General features: G+C 72.2%; 14 protein-coding genes. 6 read left to right on the plus strand and 8 right to left on the minus strand.

Going from position 1 to position 16,311, the window contains the following annotated elements; all coding sequences use genetic code 11:
• The first annotated feature begins 46 nt into the window (after positions 1-46).
• Positions 47-1,717: a sodium:solute symporter family protein gene (locus tag ACFV57_RS03525; protein WP_385225229.1), complete on the plus strand. Its 1,671-nt coding sequence runs from the start codon at positions 47-49 to the stop codon at positions 1,715-1,717.
• A gap of 33 nt (positions 1,718-1,750) precedes the next feature.
• Positions 1,751-2,050, plus strand: coding sequence for a hypothetical protein (locus tag ACFV57_RS03530; protein WP_385225231.1), 300 nt, complete (start codon positions 1,751-1,753; stop codon positions 2,048-2,050).
• Between the two features lie 10 nt (positions 2,051-2,060).
• Here the strand turns inward: ACFV57_RS03530 and ACFV57_RS03535 are convergent, their stop codons facing one another.
• From ACFV57_RS03535 to rsmI, 8 genes are all read right to left on the minus strand, one after another.
• The gene (locus ACFV57_RS03535) at positions 2,061-2,777 is read right to left on the minus strand and encodes a LuxR C-terminal-related transcriptional regulator (RefSeq protein WP_385225233.1); all 717 of its coding nucleotides are present in this window, start codon (positions 2,775-2,777) and stop codon (positions 2,061-2,063) included.
• Between the two features lie 237 nt (positions 2,778-3,014).
• Complete coding sequence (locus ACFV57_RS03540; protein ID WP_385225235.1) at positions 3,015-4,811, minus strand: ABC-F family ATP-binding cassette domain-containing protein; 1,797 nt, start codon at positions 4,809-4,811, stop codon at positions 3,015-3,017.
• A 212-nt stretch (positions 4,812-5,023) separates the two neighbouring features.
• Positions 5,024-5,941, minus strand: coding sequence for a 4-(cytidine 5'-diphospho)-2-C-methyl-D-erythritol kinase (locus ACFV57_RS03545; RefSeq protein WP_385225237.1), 918 nt, complete (start codon positions 5,939-5,941; stop codon positions 5,024-5,026).
• On the minus strand, positions 5,938-6,831 hold the full coding sequence (gene rsmA / locus ACFV57_RS03550) for a 16S rRNA (adenine(1518)-N(6)/adenine(1519)-N(6))-dimethyltransferase RsmA (RefSeq protein ID WP_385225239.1): 894 nt from the start codon (positions 6,829-6,831) through the stop codon (positions 5,938-5,940). The genes ACFV57_RS03545 and rsmA overlap by 4 nt, the downstream gene beginning before the upstream one ends.
• Before the next feature lie 68 nt (positions 6,832-6,899).
• Positions 6,900-8,516 carry a ubiquitin-like domain-containing protein gene (locus ACFV57_RS03555; RefSeq protein ID WP_385225241.1) on the minus strand — a complete coding sequence of 539 codons (1,617 nt, stop codon included), beginning with the start codon at positions 8,514-8,516 and terminating at the stop codon, positions 6,900-6,902.
• Between the two features lie 125 nt (positions 8,517-8,641).
• Positions 8,642-9,517, minus strand: coding sequence for a TatD family hydrolase (locus ACFV57_RS03560; protein ID WP_385225243.1), 876 nt, complete (start codon positions 9,515-9,517; stop codon positions 8,642-8,644).
• A gap of 75 nt (positions 9,518-9,592) precedes the next feature.
• Positions 9,593-10,066, minus strand: coding sequence for a hypothetical protein (locus tag ACFV57_RS03565; protein ID WP_385225245.1), 474 nt, complete (start codon positions 10,064-10,066; stop codon positions 9,593-9,595).
• Between the two features lie 170 nt (positions 10,067-10,236).
• Positions 10,237-11,106 carry a 16S rRNA (cytidine(1402)-2'-O)-methyltransferase gene (rsmI, locus tag ACFV57_RS03570; protein WP_385225247.1) on the minus strand — a complete coding sequence of 290 codons (870 nt, stop codon included), beginning with the start codon at positions 11,104-11,106 and terminating at the stop codon, positions 10,237-10,239.
• A 152-nt stretch (positions 11,107-11,258) separates the two neighbouring features.
• Between rsmI and ACFV57_RS03575 the strand changes: the two genes are divergently transcribed.
• The 4 genes from ACFV57_RS03575 (at position 11,259) to ACFV57_RS03590 (ending at position 16,297) form a co-directional block, all read left to right on the plus strand.
• Positions 11,259-12,983, plus strand: coding sequence for a dolichyl-phosphate-mannose--protein mannosyltransferase (locus tag ACFV57_RS03575; RefSeq protein WP_385225249.1), 1,725 nt, complete (start codon positions 11,259-11,261; stop codon positions 12,981-12,983).
• A gap of 137 nt (positions 12,984-13,120) precedes the next feature.
• A complete protein-coding gene (locus ACFV57_RS03580) occupies positions 13,121-13,468 on the plus strand; it encodes a hypothetical protein (RefSeq protein WP_385225251.1) in 348 nt (115 codons plus the stop codon).
• A 121-nt stretch (positions 13,469-13,589) separates the two neighbouring features.
• Positions 13,590-15,248, plus strand: a complete 1,659-nt coding sequence (locus ACFV57_RS03585) for a penicillin-binding transpeptidase domain-containing protein (protein WP_385225253.1) — start codon at positions 13,590-13,592, stop codon at positions 15,246-15,248.
• A gap of 203 nt (positions 15,249-15,451) precedes the next feature.
• Positions 15,452-16,297 (plus strand): EamA family transporter, encoded by an 846-nt coding sequence (locus ACFV57_RS03590; RefSeq protein WP_385225255.1) that lies wholly within the window; start codon positions 15,452-15,454, stop codon positions 16,295-16,297.
• Positions 16,298-16,311: the final 14 nt, after the last annotated feature.

Below are 16,311 nucleotides of genomic sequence, written 5' to 3' on the forward strand. Positions count from 1 at the left end.
CGTAGTTTCCTGTGCGTTCATCACGCACAGAGAAGTGAGTGCCCCCATGATCACCTTGGCCGCAGGGCTCCGGCTGCCCACCAACGGGCTCGACTACGCGATTCTGGCCATCTACTTCGCCGTCGTCCTCGGCATCGGCTTCGCCGCCCGGCGCAGCGTGAAGACCAGCCTGGACTTCTTCCTCTCCGGGCGGTCGCTGCCCGCCTGGGTCACCGGACTCGCCTTCGTCGCCGCCAACCTCGGCGCCACCGAGATCCTCGGCATGGCCGCCACCGGCGCGCAGTACGGCGTCTCCGTCGTGCACTGGTACTGGATCGGCGCCATCCCCGCCATGGTGTTCCTCGGCCTGGTGATGATGCCCTTCTACTACGGCTCACGGGTCCGCTCGGTGCCGGAGTTCCTGCTCCAGCGCTTCGACAAGTCGGCGCACCTGCTCAGCTCGGTGCTGTTCGCCTTCGCCGCCATCCTGATCGCGGGCGTGAACCTCTACGCGCTGTCGATCGTCGTCGAAGCGCTGCTGGGCTGGCCGCAGTGGGTCGCCATCGTCGTCGCCGGCGTGTTCGTCCTCGCGTACATCACCGTCGGCGGCCTGTCCTCGGCGATCTACAACGAGGTGCTGCAGTTCTTCGTCATCCTCGCCGCGCTCATCCCGATCTGCGTCATCGGCCTCAAGCGGGTCGGCGGCTGGGACGGTCTGACCTCGTCGCTGGAGAAGAGCCACGGGCACAGCTTCCTGACCGCGTGGGACGGCACCGGAATCGGCGAGGCCAACGCGCTCGGCGCCAACTGGCTGACGATCATCCTCGGCCTGGGCTTCGTGCTCTCCTTCGGCTACTGGACCACCAACTTCGCCGAGGTGCAGCGCGCCCTGTCCGCCAAGAACCTCTCCGCCGCGCAGCGCACGCCGCTGATCGCCGCCTACCCGAAGATGTTCATCGCCTTCCTGGTGATGATCCCCGGCCTGGTCGCCGCGGTCGTCGTGCCCGGCCTCGGCCAGGAGGGCTCCGGCCTGACCTACAACGACGCCATCCCGCTGCTGATGCGGGACCTGCTGCCCAACGGCGTCCTGGGCATCGCGGTCACCGGCCTGCTGGCCGCCTTCATGGCGGGCATGGCCGCCAACGTCTCGTCCTTCAACACGGTCTTCACCTCCGACATCTGGGCGAAGTACGTGCGGCCCGGCCGCGAGGACCGCTACTACCTGCGCTTCGGCCGCCTGGTCACCGCCGTCGGCGTGCTGTGCAGCATCGGTACGGCCTTCCTGGCCGCCAGCTTCAACAACATCATGGGCTACCTCCAGACGCTGTTCTCGTTCTTCAACGTGCCGATGTTCGTGGTCTTCATCATCGGCATGTTCTGGAAGCGGGCCTCCATGAAGTCCGGCGTCTGGGGCCTGGTCGCGGGCACCACCGCCGCGATGGTCAACTACTTCTGGATCTACAAGCAGGGCATCATCGCCATCCCCACCGACCAGGGCGCCAACTTCGTCTCCGCGATCGTCGCCTTCGTCGTCGGCGCGGTGGTGATGGTCGCCGTCACCCTGTTCACCGAGCCCAAGCCCGAGGCGGAACTCGCCGGCCTGGTCTACGGCACCCGGGCCCCCGGCCTGGAGGAACCGCCCGCCAAGGGCGACGACGCGTGGTACCGCAAGCCGGCCCTGCTCGGCTGGGGCGCGATCGTGCTCGCCGCGCTCTGCTACGTCCCGTACTCCTTCTGACGCCCGCACCCCAGCCGAAGGAACCCCAGCACCATGAGTGACTACCAGCACGAAGTCGAACTGGAACGCAGGTCGGCCACGGCCGCCCGGCTCTTCGACATCCGGCTCATCATCGGCGGCCTGTTCACGCTCTACGGCGTCATCGTCATGATCGCCGGGTTCGCCGTCTCCGAAGCGGACCTGAAGAAGGCCGAGGACATCAACATCAACCTCTGGACGGGCCTGGGCATGCTGCTGCTCGGCCTGTTCTTCCTGGCCTGGCTCAAGCTCCGCCCGACCGTCCCGCCGACCGCCGAGGAACTCGCGGCCCTCCAGGAGGACGACACCGCCTGACCGGCGCGCGTCACGGCGGCGGGACGGCCTCGGCCCCCGCCGCCTCGTGCACTCCGGCGCCCCGGGTCGCCGCCCGGTCCAGCAGCCCCGTACGCGCCGCCAGCGCCGCCGCCTCCAGCCGCGAGCCCACGCCGAGCTTCATCAGCACCCGCTGCACATGCGTACGGGCGGTGCTCGGCGCGATGCCCATGCCGGCCGCGATCAGCCGGGTGTCCTCGCCCTCGGCGACCCGCACCAGCACCTCCACCTCGCGCGGAGTGAGCATCTGCAGCAGCCGGGCGCCCTCGTCGTCAGGCTGCGCGGCCGGATGCAGCAATTCCTCGAAGGCTTGCTGGAGCAACTGCGGCGCGATCGCCGCCTCGCCCGCGCGCGCCTTCATCATGGCGCGTTCCACGCCCTCGATGCGCTCGTCGTGCCGTACGTAGCCCGAGGCGCCGGCGGCGAACGCGGCGGCGATACCCCGCGGGTTGGGCACCGGACCGAGCACCACCACCGCGACCTGCGGCCGCTCCTTCTTGATCCGTACGACCGGGTCGAAGGCGCCCGGCTCGGCCGGGGACGCCGTGCCCAGCAGGCACACTTCGGGCGCGCGGCTCACCACCAGATCCGCCGCCCCGGCGCTCGGGGCCGCCGCCGCGAGCACCCGGTGCCCGCGCAGTTTCAAGGCCGAGGCGAGTGCCTCGGCGAGCAGTCGGTGATCGTCGACCACCATCAGCCGCACGCCCATTGCAGCAACCCCCCAAATTCCCCGGCGAGCCCAGCCCCCCGGCCCTCGCCAGGCCCCTTGCCCCCGGAAGCTACACGCTTGTTCGACGTTGCGCGCCCCCTAAGGGGAAGAAGCCTGCCGCAACGCTGAAATCCCGGCCAATCAGGGTTAGTTACGCACAGCTTCTTGGCCGTTTGTGACAGGTGAGACGCCAGAGCCGATCGCTCACGACCGGCTCCGGCGGTAGTGGACCGTCCGCTACGCGTCCTCGGCGAGCTCCAGCCACCGCATCTCCAGCTCCTCCCGCTCCCCCACCAGCTCCCGCAGCTGCGCGTCCAGCCCCGCGACCTTCTCGAAGTCCGTCGCGTGCTCGGCGATCTGCGCGTGCAGCTTCGTCTCCTTCTCGCCGATGCGGTCCAGCTGCCGTTCGATCTTCTGCAGCTCCTTCTGCGCCGCCCGCGTCACCGCGGCCGGCTTCTGCTTCGGCGCGGCCTCCACCGGAGCCGGCGCCGCGGCGTCGATCACCTGCTGCCGCCGCTCCAGATACTCGTCCAGCCCCCGCGGCAGCATCCGCAAGGTCGCGTCGCCCAACAGCGCGAACACGCGGTCCGTCGTCCGCTCGACGAAGTACCGGTCATGGCTGATGACCACCAGCGACCCCGCCCACCCGTCGAGCAGGTCCTCCAGCTGCGTCAGCGTCTCGATGTCGAGATCGTTCGTCGGCTCGTCCAGGAACAGCACGTTCGGCTCGTCCATCAGCAGCCGCAGAATCTGCAACCGGCGCCGCTCACCACCCGACAGGTCACCGACCGGCGTCCACTGCTTCTCCTTCGTGAACCCGAACTTCTCGCACAGCTGCCCCGCGGTCATCTCCCGGCCCTTGCCGAGATCCACCCGCTCACGCACCCGCTGCACGGCCTCCAGCACCCGCAGCGCCGGGTCCAGCTCCGCGACCTCCTGCGACAGGTAGGCCAGCTTCACCGTTTTGCCGACCACGATCTTCCCGGCCGCCGGCTGCGCCTCGCCCTCCGTACGCGCCGCCTCGGCCAGCGCGCGCAGCAACGACGTCTTGCCCGCACCGTTCACCCCCACCAGCCCGATCCGGTCCCCCGGCCCGAGCTGCCAGGTCAGATGCTTGAGCAGCACCTTCGGCCCGGCCTGTACGGTCACGTCCGCCAGCTCGAAAACGGTCTTGCCCAGCCGCGAGTTGGCGAACTTCATCAGCTCGGCGGTGTCCCGAGGCGGCGGCACGTCCGCGATCAGTTCATTGGCGGCTTCAATCCGGAACCGCGGCTTGCTCGTCCGCGCCGGAGCCCCCCGCCGAAGCCAGGCCAGCTCCTTGCGCATCAGATTCTGCCGCTTGGCTTCCTCACTGGCGGCGATCCGCTCCCGCTCAGCACGGGCGAACACGTAGTCGCTGTAGCCGCCCTCGTACTCGTGGACGTCGCCGCGCTGCACGTCCCACATACGGGTGCACACCTGGTCCAGGAACCAGCGGTCGTGGGTGACGCACACCAGCGCGGACCGCCGCGCCCGCAGATGCCCCGCGAGCCACGAGATCCCCTCGACGTCCAGATGGTTCGTCGGCTCGTCCAGCACGATCAGATCCTGCTCGGCGATCAGCAGCTTCGCCAGCGCGATCCGGCGGCGCTCCCCGCCCGACAGCGGCCCGATCACGGTGTCCAGGCCCTGCCCCAGCCCCGGCAGGTCCAGCCCGCCGAACAGCCCGGTCAGCACGTCACGGATCTTGGCGTTGCCGCGCCACTCGTGGTCGGCGAGGTCGCCGATGACCTCGTGGCGCACGGTCGCGGACGGGTCCAGCGAGTCGTGCTGGGTCAGCACGCCCTGCCGCAGTCCGCTGTTGTGCGTCACCCGGCCGTCGTCGGCGTCCTCCAGCTTCGCGAGAATCCGGATCAGGGTCGTCTTGCCGTCGCCGTTACGCCCCACGACGCCGATCCGGTCCCCCTCATTGACACCAAGGGAAACACCGTCGAGCAGCGCACGGGTCCCGTACACCTTGCCCACGGCTTCCAGATTGACGAGGTTGACGGCCACGCTTCACTCCATCGGTCGGGTTCCTCCTGACAGCCTAGTCCGGCCCCAGAAGGGTTTTTCCTCGCACACTTCGCACGCGGTTCCGAGCGCACCGAGCGCCCAGAGCCTGTGCAAGTACTCAGCCACGACGGCGGGAAAGCCGCGTACGGCGCGGGGCCCGAGCCCCCACCCACCGGACAGACAGCGCACACCGCGCACCCCCACACGGCGCCCTAAACGACCGTAGCCCCCGCCACCGGCCCCACCGCAACCCTGGCAGCCCGACACGTCCCAGACGCCAACAACGCCTCAGCCACCACCCCCGCCGACAAGGCATCCTTGGTCAGGAAGGCCGTAGTGGGCCCCGACCCGGACACCAACGCCGCCAACGCCCCCGCACCCGTCCCCGCCGCGAGCGTCGCAGCCAACGACGGCCGCAAGGACAACGCCGCAGCCTGGAGATCGTTGGAGACCGCCCCGGCCAGAGCCACCGCGTCCCCCATCCGCAACGCGTCCAGCAACCCCACCGACGCCACCGGCCCCGGCACGTCCACCCCCTCGTTGAGCCGGTCGAACTCCGCGTACACGGCCGGCGTGGACAGCCCCCCCTCGGCCACCGCGAACACCCAGTGGAACGCCCCGTCCCCCGCGCCGCCCACCTCCAGCGGCGTCAGCATCTCCCCCCGCCCGAGCCCCAACGCCGCCCCGCCGACCAGCGAGAACGGCACATCACTGCCCAGCTCGGCGCAGATCGCGAGCAGCTCCTCGCGCGAGGCACCCGTGCCCCACAGCGCGTCGCACGCCACCAGCGCGCCCGCCGCGTCGGCGCTGCCGCCGGCCATGCCGCCCGCGACGGGAATGTCCTTGGCGATGTGCAGGTGCACGTCGGGCGCGATGCCGTACCGGGCACCGAGCAGCTCCGCGGCGCGCGCGGCGAGGTTCGTACGGTCCAGGGGCACGCGGTCCGTGTCCGGGCCGGTCGCGGTGACGCGGAGCGTGTCGGCGGGCGTGGCGGTGACCTCGTCGTACAGGCCGACGGCCAGGAAGACGTTGGCCAGGTCGTGGAAGCCGTCCGGGCGCGCGCCGCCCACGGCGAGCTGGACGTTGACCTTCGCGGGAACGCGGACGGTCACGGACGCGGGCGCGGTCATGCGGTGCTCCCCTCGCGAGCGGGCCGGTGTTCGGCGACGCGCGCGAACTCCTCGACGGTCAGCGCCTCACCACGCGCCTGCGGCGACACCCCCGCGGCGACCAGCGCCGTCTCGGCGGCGGCCGCCGACCCGGCCCATCCGGCCAGCGCCGCGCGCAGCGTCTTGCGGCGCTGGGCGAACGCCGCGTCGACCACGGCGAAGACCTCTGCGCGGCTCGCGGTGGTCTCGACCGGCTTCTCCCGGCGGACGAGCGAGACCAGCCCGGAGTCGACGTTGGGCGCGGGCCAGAACACGTTGCGCCCGATCGCGCCGGCCCGCTTGACCTCGGCGTACCAGTTGGCCTTGACCGACGGCACGCCGTACACCTTGTTGCCGGGGCGGGCCGCGAGCCGGTCGGCGACCTCGGACTGCACCATGACCAGGGTGCGGTCGATGGTGGGGAACGTCGCGAGCATGTGCAGCAGCACCGGCACGGCGACGTTGTACGGCAGGTTGGCGACCAGCGCGGTGGGCGGGGGGCCGGGCAGCTCGCGCACCAGCATCGCGTCACTGTGGACCAGCGCGAAGCGGTCGGCGCGGCCGGGCAGCCGGTTCTCGACGGTGGACGGCAGCGCGGCGGCCAGCACGTCGTCGATCTCGACGGCGGTGACCCGGTCGGCGGCCTCCAGCAGTGCCAGGGTCAGCGAGCCGAGCCCGGGTCCGACCTCGACGACGACGTCGTCCGGCCGGACCTCGGCGGTGCGCACGATGCGCCGGACGGTGTTGGCGTCGATGACGAAGTTCTGGCCGCGCTGCTTGGTGGGGCGTACGCCCAGCGCGGCGGCCAGTTCGCGGATGTCGGCGGCGCCCAGGAGGGGGCCGGGCTCGTCGGTGGTGCTGCTGTTGCTCACCCGTGCAGCTTACGGCGCGCCGGCCCGGTGGCGGCGACAGCGCCCGCCGCCCCGCCTCCGCACCCCGCTCAGTCGCGCAGCTTGCGCCCGCACACCGGCCACGGGCTGGCTCCCCGGCTGATGTACAGCTTCTTGGCGCGGTAGGTCTGTTCCCCGGCCGGGGCGTCCTGCGGCCGTCCGCTGCCGCCGAGGCCGCGCCAGGTGCCGGTGTCGAACTGGTAGAGCCCGCCGTAGGTGCCGGAGGCGTCGACCGCGTCGGGGCGCCCGCCCGCCTCGCACTGGGCGAGCGCGCCCCAGTTCAGGTGGTCGGCGCCGGCCACCCTCGCGGGCATCGGCTTGGTGCCGACGTGCACGATCCGGTCGCGGGGCGCGCGGACGACCTCCGAGCCGACCTTCCTGGGCTTCTGGTGGACGCCGTTGACCGTGCGGATCTCGTAGGTGAGGCGCCGGATGCCGGGCTGTCCCTGGCGTACCACCGTCTCGGTGCCCTTGAAGGTCGTCGGGTCGGCCTGCTTGACCACCTCGAACGGGATGATCTCCTCGCGGACCTTCTCGGCGCCGGTGATGCGCAGGACGGAGACGGTCTGCCCGTCGCGCGGGAAGGACTCTGGCGCCACGGAGGTGGTGTCCTCGCCGCGCAGCGCGATGCCGGCCTGGTCGAGTGCCTCGCGGACGGTGGCGGCGTTGGTGCGGACGGTGTGTTCGCGGCCGTCGGCGACGAAGGTGACGCTGCGTTCGGTGCGTACGTCGAGGTCGAGGCCGTTGCGGCCGATGCGCTGGGCGGGGGCGGTGGACAGGTGGGCGCCCTCGGTGCGGACGCCGATCCGGTGGAGCGCGTCGGCGACGGTCTCGGCGGTCGTCCAGACCTGGCGGCGTTCGCCGTCGAGGGTCAGGCGCATGGGCCGTCCGTAGCGGACGGTGATCTCGTCGCCGCTGGTCAGGGCGGCGTCGGCGGCGGGCTGGACGAGGTCGTGCGCGCCGACCTCGACGTCCTCGTCGGCGAGCAGGTCGCCGACGTCGGCGGCGAAGGTGTGCAGGGTGCGGGGTTCGCCGTCGACGTCGATGCGGACGGCCTTGTCGTGGGCGATGAACGCGGCGGTGCCGCCGGCGAGGAAGGCCACGACGAGGGCCTGCGGGAGCAGTCGGCGGCGGGTTTCGGTGTGCTCGGTGCCCTGGCGGTCCGCGGTGTTGAGCCGGTCGGTCATGCCGCGGCGGTGGGCGGTGCCGCGGGCGGCCCGGCGGGCAGCGGCCCGGCCCGGGTGGGGTGGGGTCGCCCCCGGGCGGAGGCCGGGGGAGGAGGGTACGCCGGCGAGGTCGTCGCGCAGCGGCACCAGCGGTCCCTGGTGCGGTACGCGCCCCGGCGGTGCCTGAGGCGCCTGAGAGGTATGGGAGTCCTGGGCGGCGGGGGGTGCCGGTGTCTCCCACGCCTCGGCCCCGCCGTGCCCCGGGTGCGCGGGTTCGTGGCGTTCGTACGGGGCGTACGTCTCGTAGACGTCGTACGGCCCGTACCCCTCGTGAGCGCTGTATCCGCTGTATCCGCTGTACGCGCTGTACGCGCTGTACTCCCCGTACGACGCGTACCGCCCGTACGGATCGGGGGTCTCGACGGCTGTGTCACGCGGCGGCTCGGCGCTCGGTCCGTATCCGCCGTGCGCGACGGGGTGGCTGCCCTGCGAATGAGTCACGACGCTCCACGTGCCACGGGTCCGGGTTGTCGGCCGGAATGTAGCGGAGCGCCGGTGACTCTCCAAAGCGGGCCCGCCACGCTGTGTCGTCGCGCTAGGGTGCCGGGCCCGTGCCGGGGTGCCGCTCAGTAGCCGAAGGCGCGCGCCGTGTTCGCGGCCACGGCGGTGGCCAGCGCGTCCTCCGTCATTCCCTTGACCTCGGCCATGGCCCGCAGCGTGACCGGAATGAGATACGGGGCGTTAGGCCGTCCGCGGTAGGGGGCGGGGGTGAGGAAGGGCGCGTCGGTCTCGACGAGCACCAGCTCGGGCGGGGCGACGGCGAGCGCGTCGCGCAGCGGCTGGGCGTTCTTGAAGGTGACGTTGCCCGCGAAGGACATGAGGTAGCCGGCCTCGGCGCAGGTCTTGGCCATCTCGGCGTCGCCCGAGTAGCAGTGGAAGACGACGGTGTCCGGCGCACCCTCTTCGCGCAGGATGCGCAACACGTCGTCGTGGGCCTCGCGGTCGTGGATGACCAGGGCCTTGCCGTGCCGTTTGGCGATCTCGATGTGGGCGCGGAAGGAGCGCTGCTGGGCGGCCATGCCGTCGGGGCCGGTGCGGAAGTGGTCCAGGCCGGTCTCGCCGACGCCGCGGACGTGCGGCAGCGCCGCGAGCGCGTCGATCTCGGCGAGCGCCGCGTCGAGGGCGGCGTCGCCGCCTGCCTCGCGGGCCCCCTGCCGCGACCAGCCATCGGGGTCGCCCAGCACGATACGCGGGGCTTCGTTCGGGTGCAGCGCGACCGTCGCGTGCACCGCGTCGTGCGCGGCGGCGGTCTCCGCGGCCCAGCGTGAGCCGTTCACGTCGCAGCCCACCTGGACGACGGTGGTCACGCCTACGGAGGCGGCCTTGGCGAGGGCGTCCTCCACGGTGCCCTCTTGCATGTCGAGGTGCGTGTGCGAGTCCGCGACCGGCACCCGAAGCGGTTCGGGCAGCGGCGGCGGCGCGTCCTTGGTCGTCCTGCTCATGACCGCGATCCTACGAGGGCCGGGTGAACGCCACTCCTCCAGGAGGCGCGCCCTCGCGGGACCGCGGCCGCCCGCTCACCTGCGGTGGTGCTGGAAGGGGTGCAGCAGGTCGGCGAGGTGCCAGTGGTGGCGTTCGCGGCGGCCGTCCGAGGTGGCGCCGCCGTCGGTGCTCTCGCCCTGCTGCGGCACGGTTCCCGCGCCCGCGCCCGCGGTGCCTGCGGCTGCGCCCGCCGAGGGCTGCGCGTAGAGGCCGGCCATCGCCTTGGAGACCATCGAGACCTGTCCGGACCGCATGATGCGGACGACGTGGCCGCCGCAGTTCAGGCAGGTGGGGCGGGTCAGGGGGGAAGGTACGCGCTCGCCGTCCGCGTAGTACACACAGTGCGCGCGCCCGTCCGCGTCGACGTGGTGCCGTATCTCGTACGACTGCTCCCAGCCGTGGCCGCAGCTCATGCACGCGAAGGCGTAGGCCTCGTGTGCCGGGGGGTCCGTCTGGGGGGTGGGGTGGGCGCCGGTGGTGATGCCCGGCGTACGCGCGATGTCACTCATAGCCGCTCCTCTTGCCCGCTGGACAAGGTCTCCGGGGACAAACGTCCCACCTCCCAGTGGACGCCTTTCCCGGCGGTGGCGCAGCAGGGCCTCCTACCTGTTGACACAGATTTGGCGGTGTGCAGACGATGCGCCCGGCTGCGCGGCCCAGGTTTTACTTTCCAGGCTAGTCATTTACCTTCCGCTGGTCCCGTTCGCGCCGCATTCTTTGCCGCCACGACCGCATCGAACACCTCGCGCTTGGGTAGCCCGGTCTCGGCGGCGACGGCGGCGATGGCCTCCTTGCGGCGCTCCCCCGCCTCCTCCCTGACGTGTACGCGCCGGACGAGCTCGTCGGGTCCGAGGTCCTGCGGGCCGGTTTCGGGGGCGCCCTCGACGACGATGGTGATCTCGCCGCGTACGCCGTCCGCCGCCCATGCGGCCAGCTCCGACAGCGGCCCGCGCCGCACCTCCTCGTACGTCTTGGTCAGCTCGCGGCACACCGCTGCGCGCCGCTCGGCGCCGAAGACCTCGGTCATGGCGGCGAGGGTGTCGTCGAGGCGGTGCGGGGCCTCGAAGTAGACGAGGGTGCGGCGTTCGTCGGCGACCTCGCGCAGCCGGGAGCGGCGTTCGCCGCCCTTGCGGGGCAGGAAGCCCTCGAAGCAGAACCGGTCCACGGGCAGGCCGGAGACGGCGAGCGCGGTGAGCACCGCGCTGGGGCCCGGTACGGCCGTGACCTTGACGCCGCGCTCGACGGCGGCGGCGACCAGCCGGTAGCCGGGGTCGGAGACGGAGGGCATGCCGGCGTCGGTGACGAGCAGGACGCGGGCTCCGGCTTCGAGGGCGTCGGCCAGCTCCGGGGTGCGGGCGGCCTCGTTGCCCTCGAAATACGACACGACGCGGCCGGTCGTGTGCACGCCGAGCGCCTGGGTGAGGCGGCGCAGCCGCCGGGTGTCCTCGGCGGCGATCACCTCGGCCGCCGCCAGTTCGGCGGCGAGCCGCGGGGGCGCGTCCGCCACGTCGCCGATGGGCGTCCCTGCAAGTACCAGCGTTCCAGTCACGCCCCCATCCTCCCAGCCGTACGGCCCGCCGTGCTCCGGCGGCCGGGGCCCGCCGCGCACCACGGGTCCCGTGCGCCCCGGCAGCACCGGCCGCGGGGGCCCGGCCGCGCGGCCCCCGCGTTCCGCACAGGCCGCTTCCCTACGATGGGCCGGTGACGAGTGACACCGCGACAGACGCCGACCGCGCCGAGGAGCCCGCCGGACAGCCCGGCCGGTGGCAGCGCAGGCTGCGCCGGTTCGGATACGCCGGGCAGCCGCAGGCCGACGCCCGGGAGCGGCTGGTGCCGGCGTTCCCCGAGCCGGGGACGCGGGTGTGGTCGGTGCTGGGCCTGGGCCCGGCCGCCGCCGGCCGGCTGGCGCGCTGGTCGGGCTGGGGCGGGCCGCTGCTGGTCGCGCTCTTCGCGGGTCTGCTGCGGTTCTGGAACCTGGGCAGCCCGGCGAAGGTGATATTCGACGAGACGTACTACCCCAAGGACGCCTGGTCGCTGCTCCAGTACGGCTACGAGGGCACGTGGGCCAAGGACGCCAACGACGCGCTGGTGGCCCACCCGCAGCAGATCCTGCTCTCGCCCGAGCACTCCTATGTCGTCCACCCGCCGCTGGGCAAGTGGATGATCGCGCTGGGCGAATGGGCTTTCGGGATGAACCCCTTCGGCTGGCGGTTCGTGGTCGCGCTGCTCGGCACGCTGTCGGTGCTGATGGTCTGCCGGATCGGCCGCCGGCTGCTGCGCTCCACGGCGCTGGGCTGTCTGGCGGGCGTCCTGCTGGCGGTGGACGGCCTGCACTTCGTGATGAGCCGTACCGCGCTGCTGGACCTCATCGTCATGTTCTGGGTGGTGGCGGCGTTCGGCTGTCTGCTGGTGGACCGGGACCGTACCCGGGCGCGGCTGGCGGCGGCGCTGCCGGTCGGCCCGGACGGGCTGGCGCGGCCGGACGAGAAGGTGGGTGACCGGCTGCGGCTGGGGTGGCGGCCGTGGCGGCTGGCGGCCGGGGTGTGCCTGGGGCTGTCCGCCGCGAGCAAGTGGAACGGCCTGTACTACCTGGCGGCGTTCGCCGTGCTGATGGTGCTGTGGGACGTGGCGTCGCGGCGCACCGCCGGTGCCCGGCACCCGGTGCGCGCGGTGCTGCGCCGCGACCTGCTGCCGGCCTTCGGCGCGACCGTCGTGGTGGGGATGGCCGCGTACTTGGTGACGTGGACCGGCTGGCTGGTCACCAAGGGCGGCTACAACCGCGACTGGGCCACCGCCACCCCGGAGGGGCGGGCGAGCGGCTGGACGTGGCTGCCGGACTGGCTGCGCAGCCTGTGGCACTACGAGACGGAGGTCTACGACTTCCACAAGGGCCTGTCCACGCCGCACACCTACCAGTCGAATCCGTGGAGCTGGCTGGTGCAGGGCCGGCCCGTCTCGTACTTCTACGAGGACCCCAAGATGGGCCACGACGGGTGCGCGGCGGCCGAGGGCTGTGCACGGGAAGTGCTCGCGCTGGGTACTCCCCTGCTGTGGTGGGCCGGGTGTTTCGCGATCCTGTACGTGCTCTACCGCTGGCTGTTCAAGCGGGACTGGCGGGCGGGCGCCGTCGCCTGCGGCATCGCGGCGGGGCTGCTGCCGTGGTTCCTGTACCAGGACCGGACGATCTTCCTGTTCTACGCGGTGGTGTTCGTGCCGTTCGTGTGCCTGGCGCTGGCCATGCTGGTCGGCGCGATCCTCGGCCCGCCGGGGTCGAGCGAACGGCGGCGCGCGATCGGGGCGGTGGGCGCCGGGGTGCTCGTCCTGCTCATCATCTGGAACTTCATCTACTTCTACCCGCTCTACACGGGGCAGCCGATCCCCAAGAGCGCCTGGCACAACCGGATGTGGTTCGACACCTGGGTCTAGGGCACGACACGGCCGGGACCCGTACGCCGAAAGCGCCGTCCGCGCAGGAACGGCGGTCATACTTGGCCGTCATCGAATGATGCCGGTCAATGCCGATCGCCGCCCTGCGTCCCCGGACGGCCAGGGAGGGAGCGTAATTGAGTACGCCGAAGTTCGTGTACGTCATCGAGCACAACAAGCCCGAACAGGTCGAGGACCACGGCGCGCTGCGGACGGTCGCGCCCGCCTGCAAGGAGACGGCCCTGGCGGCGTTCGCCGACATGGAACAGGCCAGGGAAGAGGCCGAGATCTGGGCCGAGCGGCAGCACTACCCGGGCCTGACCTGGCAGGAGAACAACAATCCGCTGCTCGGTGACGCGGTGGGGCTGTCGGCCACCACCGACGTCGACGGGCAGAAGACGGTCGTCTTCCGCGTCACCGCGATGGTCGTGGTCGAGTCGCGCCACCGGTCGCCCCTGGGCAGCGCGCAGCCGCCCGGCGTCTAGAGCGCAGACGTCGCACGCGTCACAGGGCCGAGACTCACCCCCACACCCCGTGTCCCATAGAGTGCGCTGCACGTTCTTGTGTGCGTGCTGAAGAACGAGGATTCGGGAGGGGATCGGTGACATGCGCCGTGAGGTGAGGTACGGGCTGATCGGCGGGGCGGTCGCCCTGGTCGTGGGCGGCGTCGGCGGCTACACGCTGCTCGGCGGCTCCGGCGACGACGAGCAGGCCCAGCAGGTCCGGGCGGCCCGGGACGGCAAGCCCGGCGACGCGGCACCCGAGGTCAAGACCGGTCCGCTGTCCGCCGCGGAAGTCGGCGACACCGCGGGCAAGTTCCTCGACGCCTGGAAGGCGGGCGCCGCCGACCGGGCCGCCGCCCTCACGGACGACGCGAAGGCGGCCGGCGCCGCGCTGGCCGCGTACCCGAAGCAGACCCACTTCACGGGCCTGAAGCTCACCCCGGGCAAGGCCACCGGCGACAAGGTCGCCTACACGGTCAGCGCCGACATCGCGTACAAGACCATGAAGGCCCCCGTCTCCTACGGCACTTCACTGACCGTCAAGCGGGACAAGGAGACCGGCGAGCCGCGTATCGCCTGGGCGCCGAGCATCCTGCACCCGAAGCTGGACAAGGGCGACGTACTGCGCACCGGCGAGTCCGAGGCGCCGCCCATCAAGGCCGTGGACCGCAACGGCACCGAGCTGACCAAGGAAGCGCACCCGGCGCTGGCCGGGGTGCTGGACAGCCTGCGCGACAAGTTCGGCAAGAAGACCGACGGCAAGCCCGGGGTGGAGCTGTCCATCCACCGGGCCGCCGGCGACAAGGCGACCCAGCGGCCCGACGAGACGCTGAAGGTGCTCTCCAAGGGCAAACCGGGCACCCTGAAGACCACCCTGGACGCCAAGGTGCAGGCGGCGGCCGAAAAGGCCGTCAAGGGCAAGCCGAAGGCGTCCACGGTCGCGCTCAAGCCGAGCACCGGCGAGATCCTGGCCATCGCCAACTCGCCCGAGAAGGGCTTCAACACGGCCACCCAGGGCTCGCTGGCGCCCGGCTCCACGATGAAGGTCGTGACGGCCTCGATGCTCATCGACAAGGGGCTGACGGCGCCGGACAAGCCGCACCCGTGCGAGAAGTTCGTGACGGTCGGCGGCTGGAAGTTCCAGAACCTGAAGAAGACCGAGATCAAGAACGGCACCTTCGCGCAGAGCTTCGCCGCGTCCTGCAACAACGCGTTCATCTCCATGGCGCCCAAGCTCCAGGACGACGACCTGACGAAGCAGGCCCGCGACGTCTTCGGCATCGGCCTGAACTGGCAGACCGGCATCCCCACCTTCGACGGCGCGGTGCCGGTGCAGAGCGACGCGCAGATGGCCGCCTCGCTGATCGGGCAGGGCGGGGTGCGGATGAACCCGCTGACCGTCGCCTCGGTCGCCGCGACCGTGCAGAACGGCGGCTTCCACCAGCCGTACATCGTCGCGCCCTCGCTGGACGGCCGGGCCCTGGCCAAGGCCCCGCGCGCGATGAAGCCGGGCACCGCGTCCGCGCTGAAGTCGCTGATGAAGCTGACCGCCACGTCCGGTACGGCGGCGGAGGCGATGTCCGGGCTCAGCGGTGACATCGGCGCGAAGACGGGCTCGGCGGAGGTCGACGGGCAGGAGAAGCCGAACGCCTGGTTCACCGCCTACCGCGGCGACATCGCGGCGGCGGCCGTCGTCCCCGCCAGCGGCCACGGCGGCTCGAACGCCGGGCCGGTCGTCCGGTCCGTCCTCGCGGCGGGCTGAGACCCGTCCCCGGCCCGGGGTGATCTCGCACACCCCCCGCCCGCCGACCATCGCGTGGCCCGTACAGCTACAGCTAGCGTGCGGGCCATGCGTCATTTCCCGTACGGTCATGAAGCCACCCGCCCACCGGCCCCCGGCGCCGCCACCGCACTCCCGGCGCCGCCCGCCCGGAGCCGGGCGGCCGACCTGCGCGAGCGGACCGCATGAGCCCCCTGGTCGTCGCCGCGGTCCTGGTCGCCGCCGTCACCCACGCCGGCTGGAACGCGATCGCCCACCACATCAAGGACCAGCTGATCGCCTTCACGCTGGTCGGCGGCGGCGGCGCGCTCTGCGGGGCGGTCCTGGCCTGCTTCGCGCCGCTGCCCGCGGCCGGCGCCTGGCCGGCGCTGGTGGGCTCCGCCGTGCTGCACATCGTCTACCAGGCGCTGCTGATGCAGTCCTTCCGCCTCGGCGAGTTCGGACAGATGTACCCCATCGCGCGGGGCACCGCGCCGCTCGTCGTCACCGTCCTGGCCGCCGTCTTCGTCGGGGAGCTGCCCGACGCCCAGGCCCTGGCCGGCGTCGCGCTCGCCTCGGCGGGCCTGGTCGGCGTCGCGCTGTGGGGCATCCGCGGCTCCGGTACGAAGCCGCACTGGCCGGCCATCGTCGCCGCCCTCGCCACCGGGCTGGCCATCGCCTCGTACACGACCGTGGACGGCGTGGGCGTGCGCGCCTCCGGCACCCCGATCGGCTACATCGCCTGGCTGATGATCCTCGAAGGCGTGGCGATCCCCGCGTACGCGCTGGCCACCCGCCGCCGCCTGCTGCTCACCCAGCTGCGCCCGGTGGCGCTGCGCGGCGCGGCCGGCGGCGTGCTGTCCGTCTTCGCCTACGGCCTGGTGCTGTGGGCCCAGACGCGGGCCCACCTGGCGCCGATCGCCGCCCTGCGCGAGTCCTCGATCATCGTCGGCGCCGCCATCGGCGCCCTGTTCTTCAAGGAACGGTTCGGCGCGCCGCGGCTCGCGGCGGCGGGCCTGATGGTCGCGGGGATCGCGCTGATGCTGCACTAGACGCGCTGTCCAGG

This window comes from Streptomyces sp. NPDC059788 (assembly GCF_042732265.1).
Lineage (GTDB): Bacteria > Actinomycetota > Actinomycetes > Streptomycetales > Streptomycetaceae > Streptomyces.

Coding starts and splice junctions, on each gene's coding strand:
- ACFV57_RS03525 (WP_385225229.1), top strand. CDS start 47: ATGATCACCTTGGCCGCAGGGCTCCGGCTGCCCACCAACGGGCTCGAC.
- ACFV57_RS03530 (WP_385225231.1), top strand. CDS start 1,751: ATGAGTGACTACCAGCACGAAGTCGAACTGGAACGCAGGTCGGCCACG.
- ACFV57_RS03535 (WP_385225233.1), bottom strand. CDS start 2,777: ATGGGCGTGCGGCTGATGGTGGTCGACGATCACCGACTGCTCGCCGAG.
- ACFV57_RS03545 (WP_385225237.1), bottom strand. CDS start 5,941: ATGACCGCGCCCGCGTCCGTGACCGTCCGCGTTCCCGCGAAGGTCAAC.
- ACFV57_RS03560 (WP_385225243.1), bottom strand. CDS start 9,517: ATGAGCAGGACGACCAAGGACGCGCCGCCGCCGCTGCCCGAACCGCTT.
- ACFV57_RS03565 (WP_385225245.1), bottom strand. CDS start 10,066: ATGAGTGACATCGCGCGTACGCCGGGCATCACCACCGGCGCCCACCCC.
- ACFV57_RS03585 (WP_385225253.1), top strand. CDS start 13,590: ATGCGCCGTGAGGTGAGGTACGGGCTGATCGGCGGGGCGGTCGCCCTG.
- ACFV57_RS03590 (WP_385225255.1), top strand. CDS start 15,452: ATGAGCCCCCTGGTCGTCGCCGCGGTCCTGGTCGCCGCCGTCACCCAC.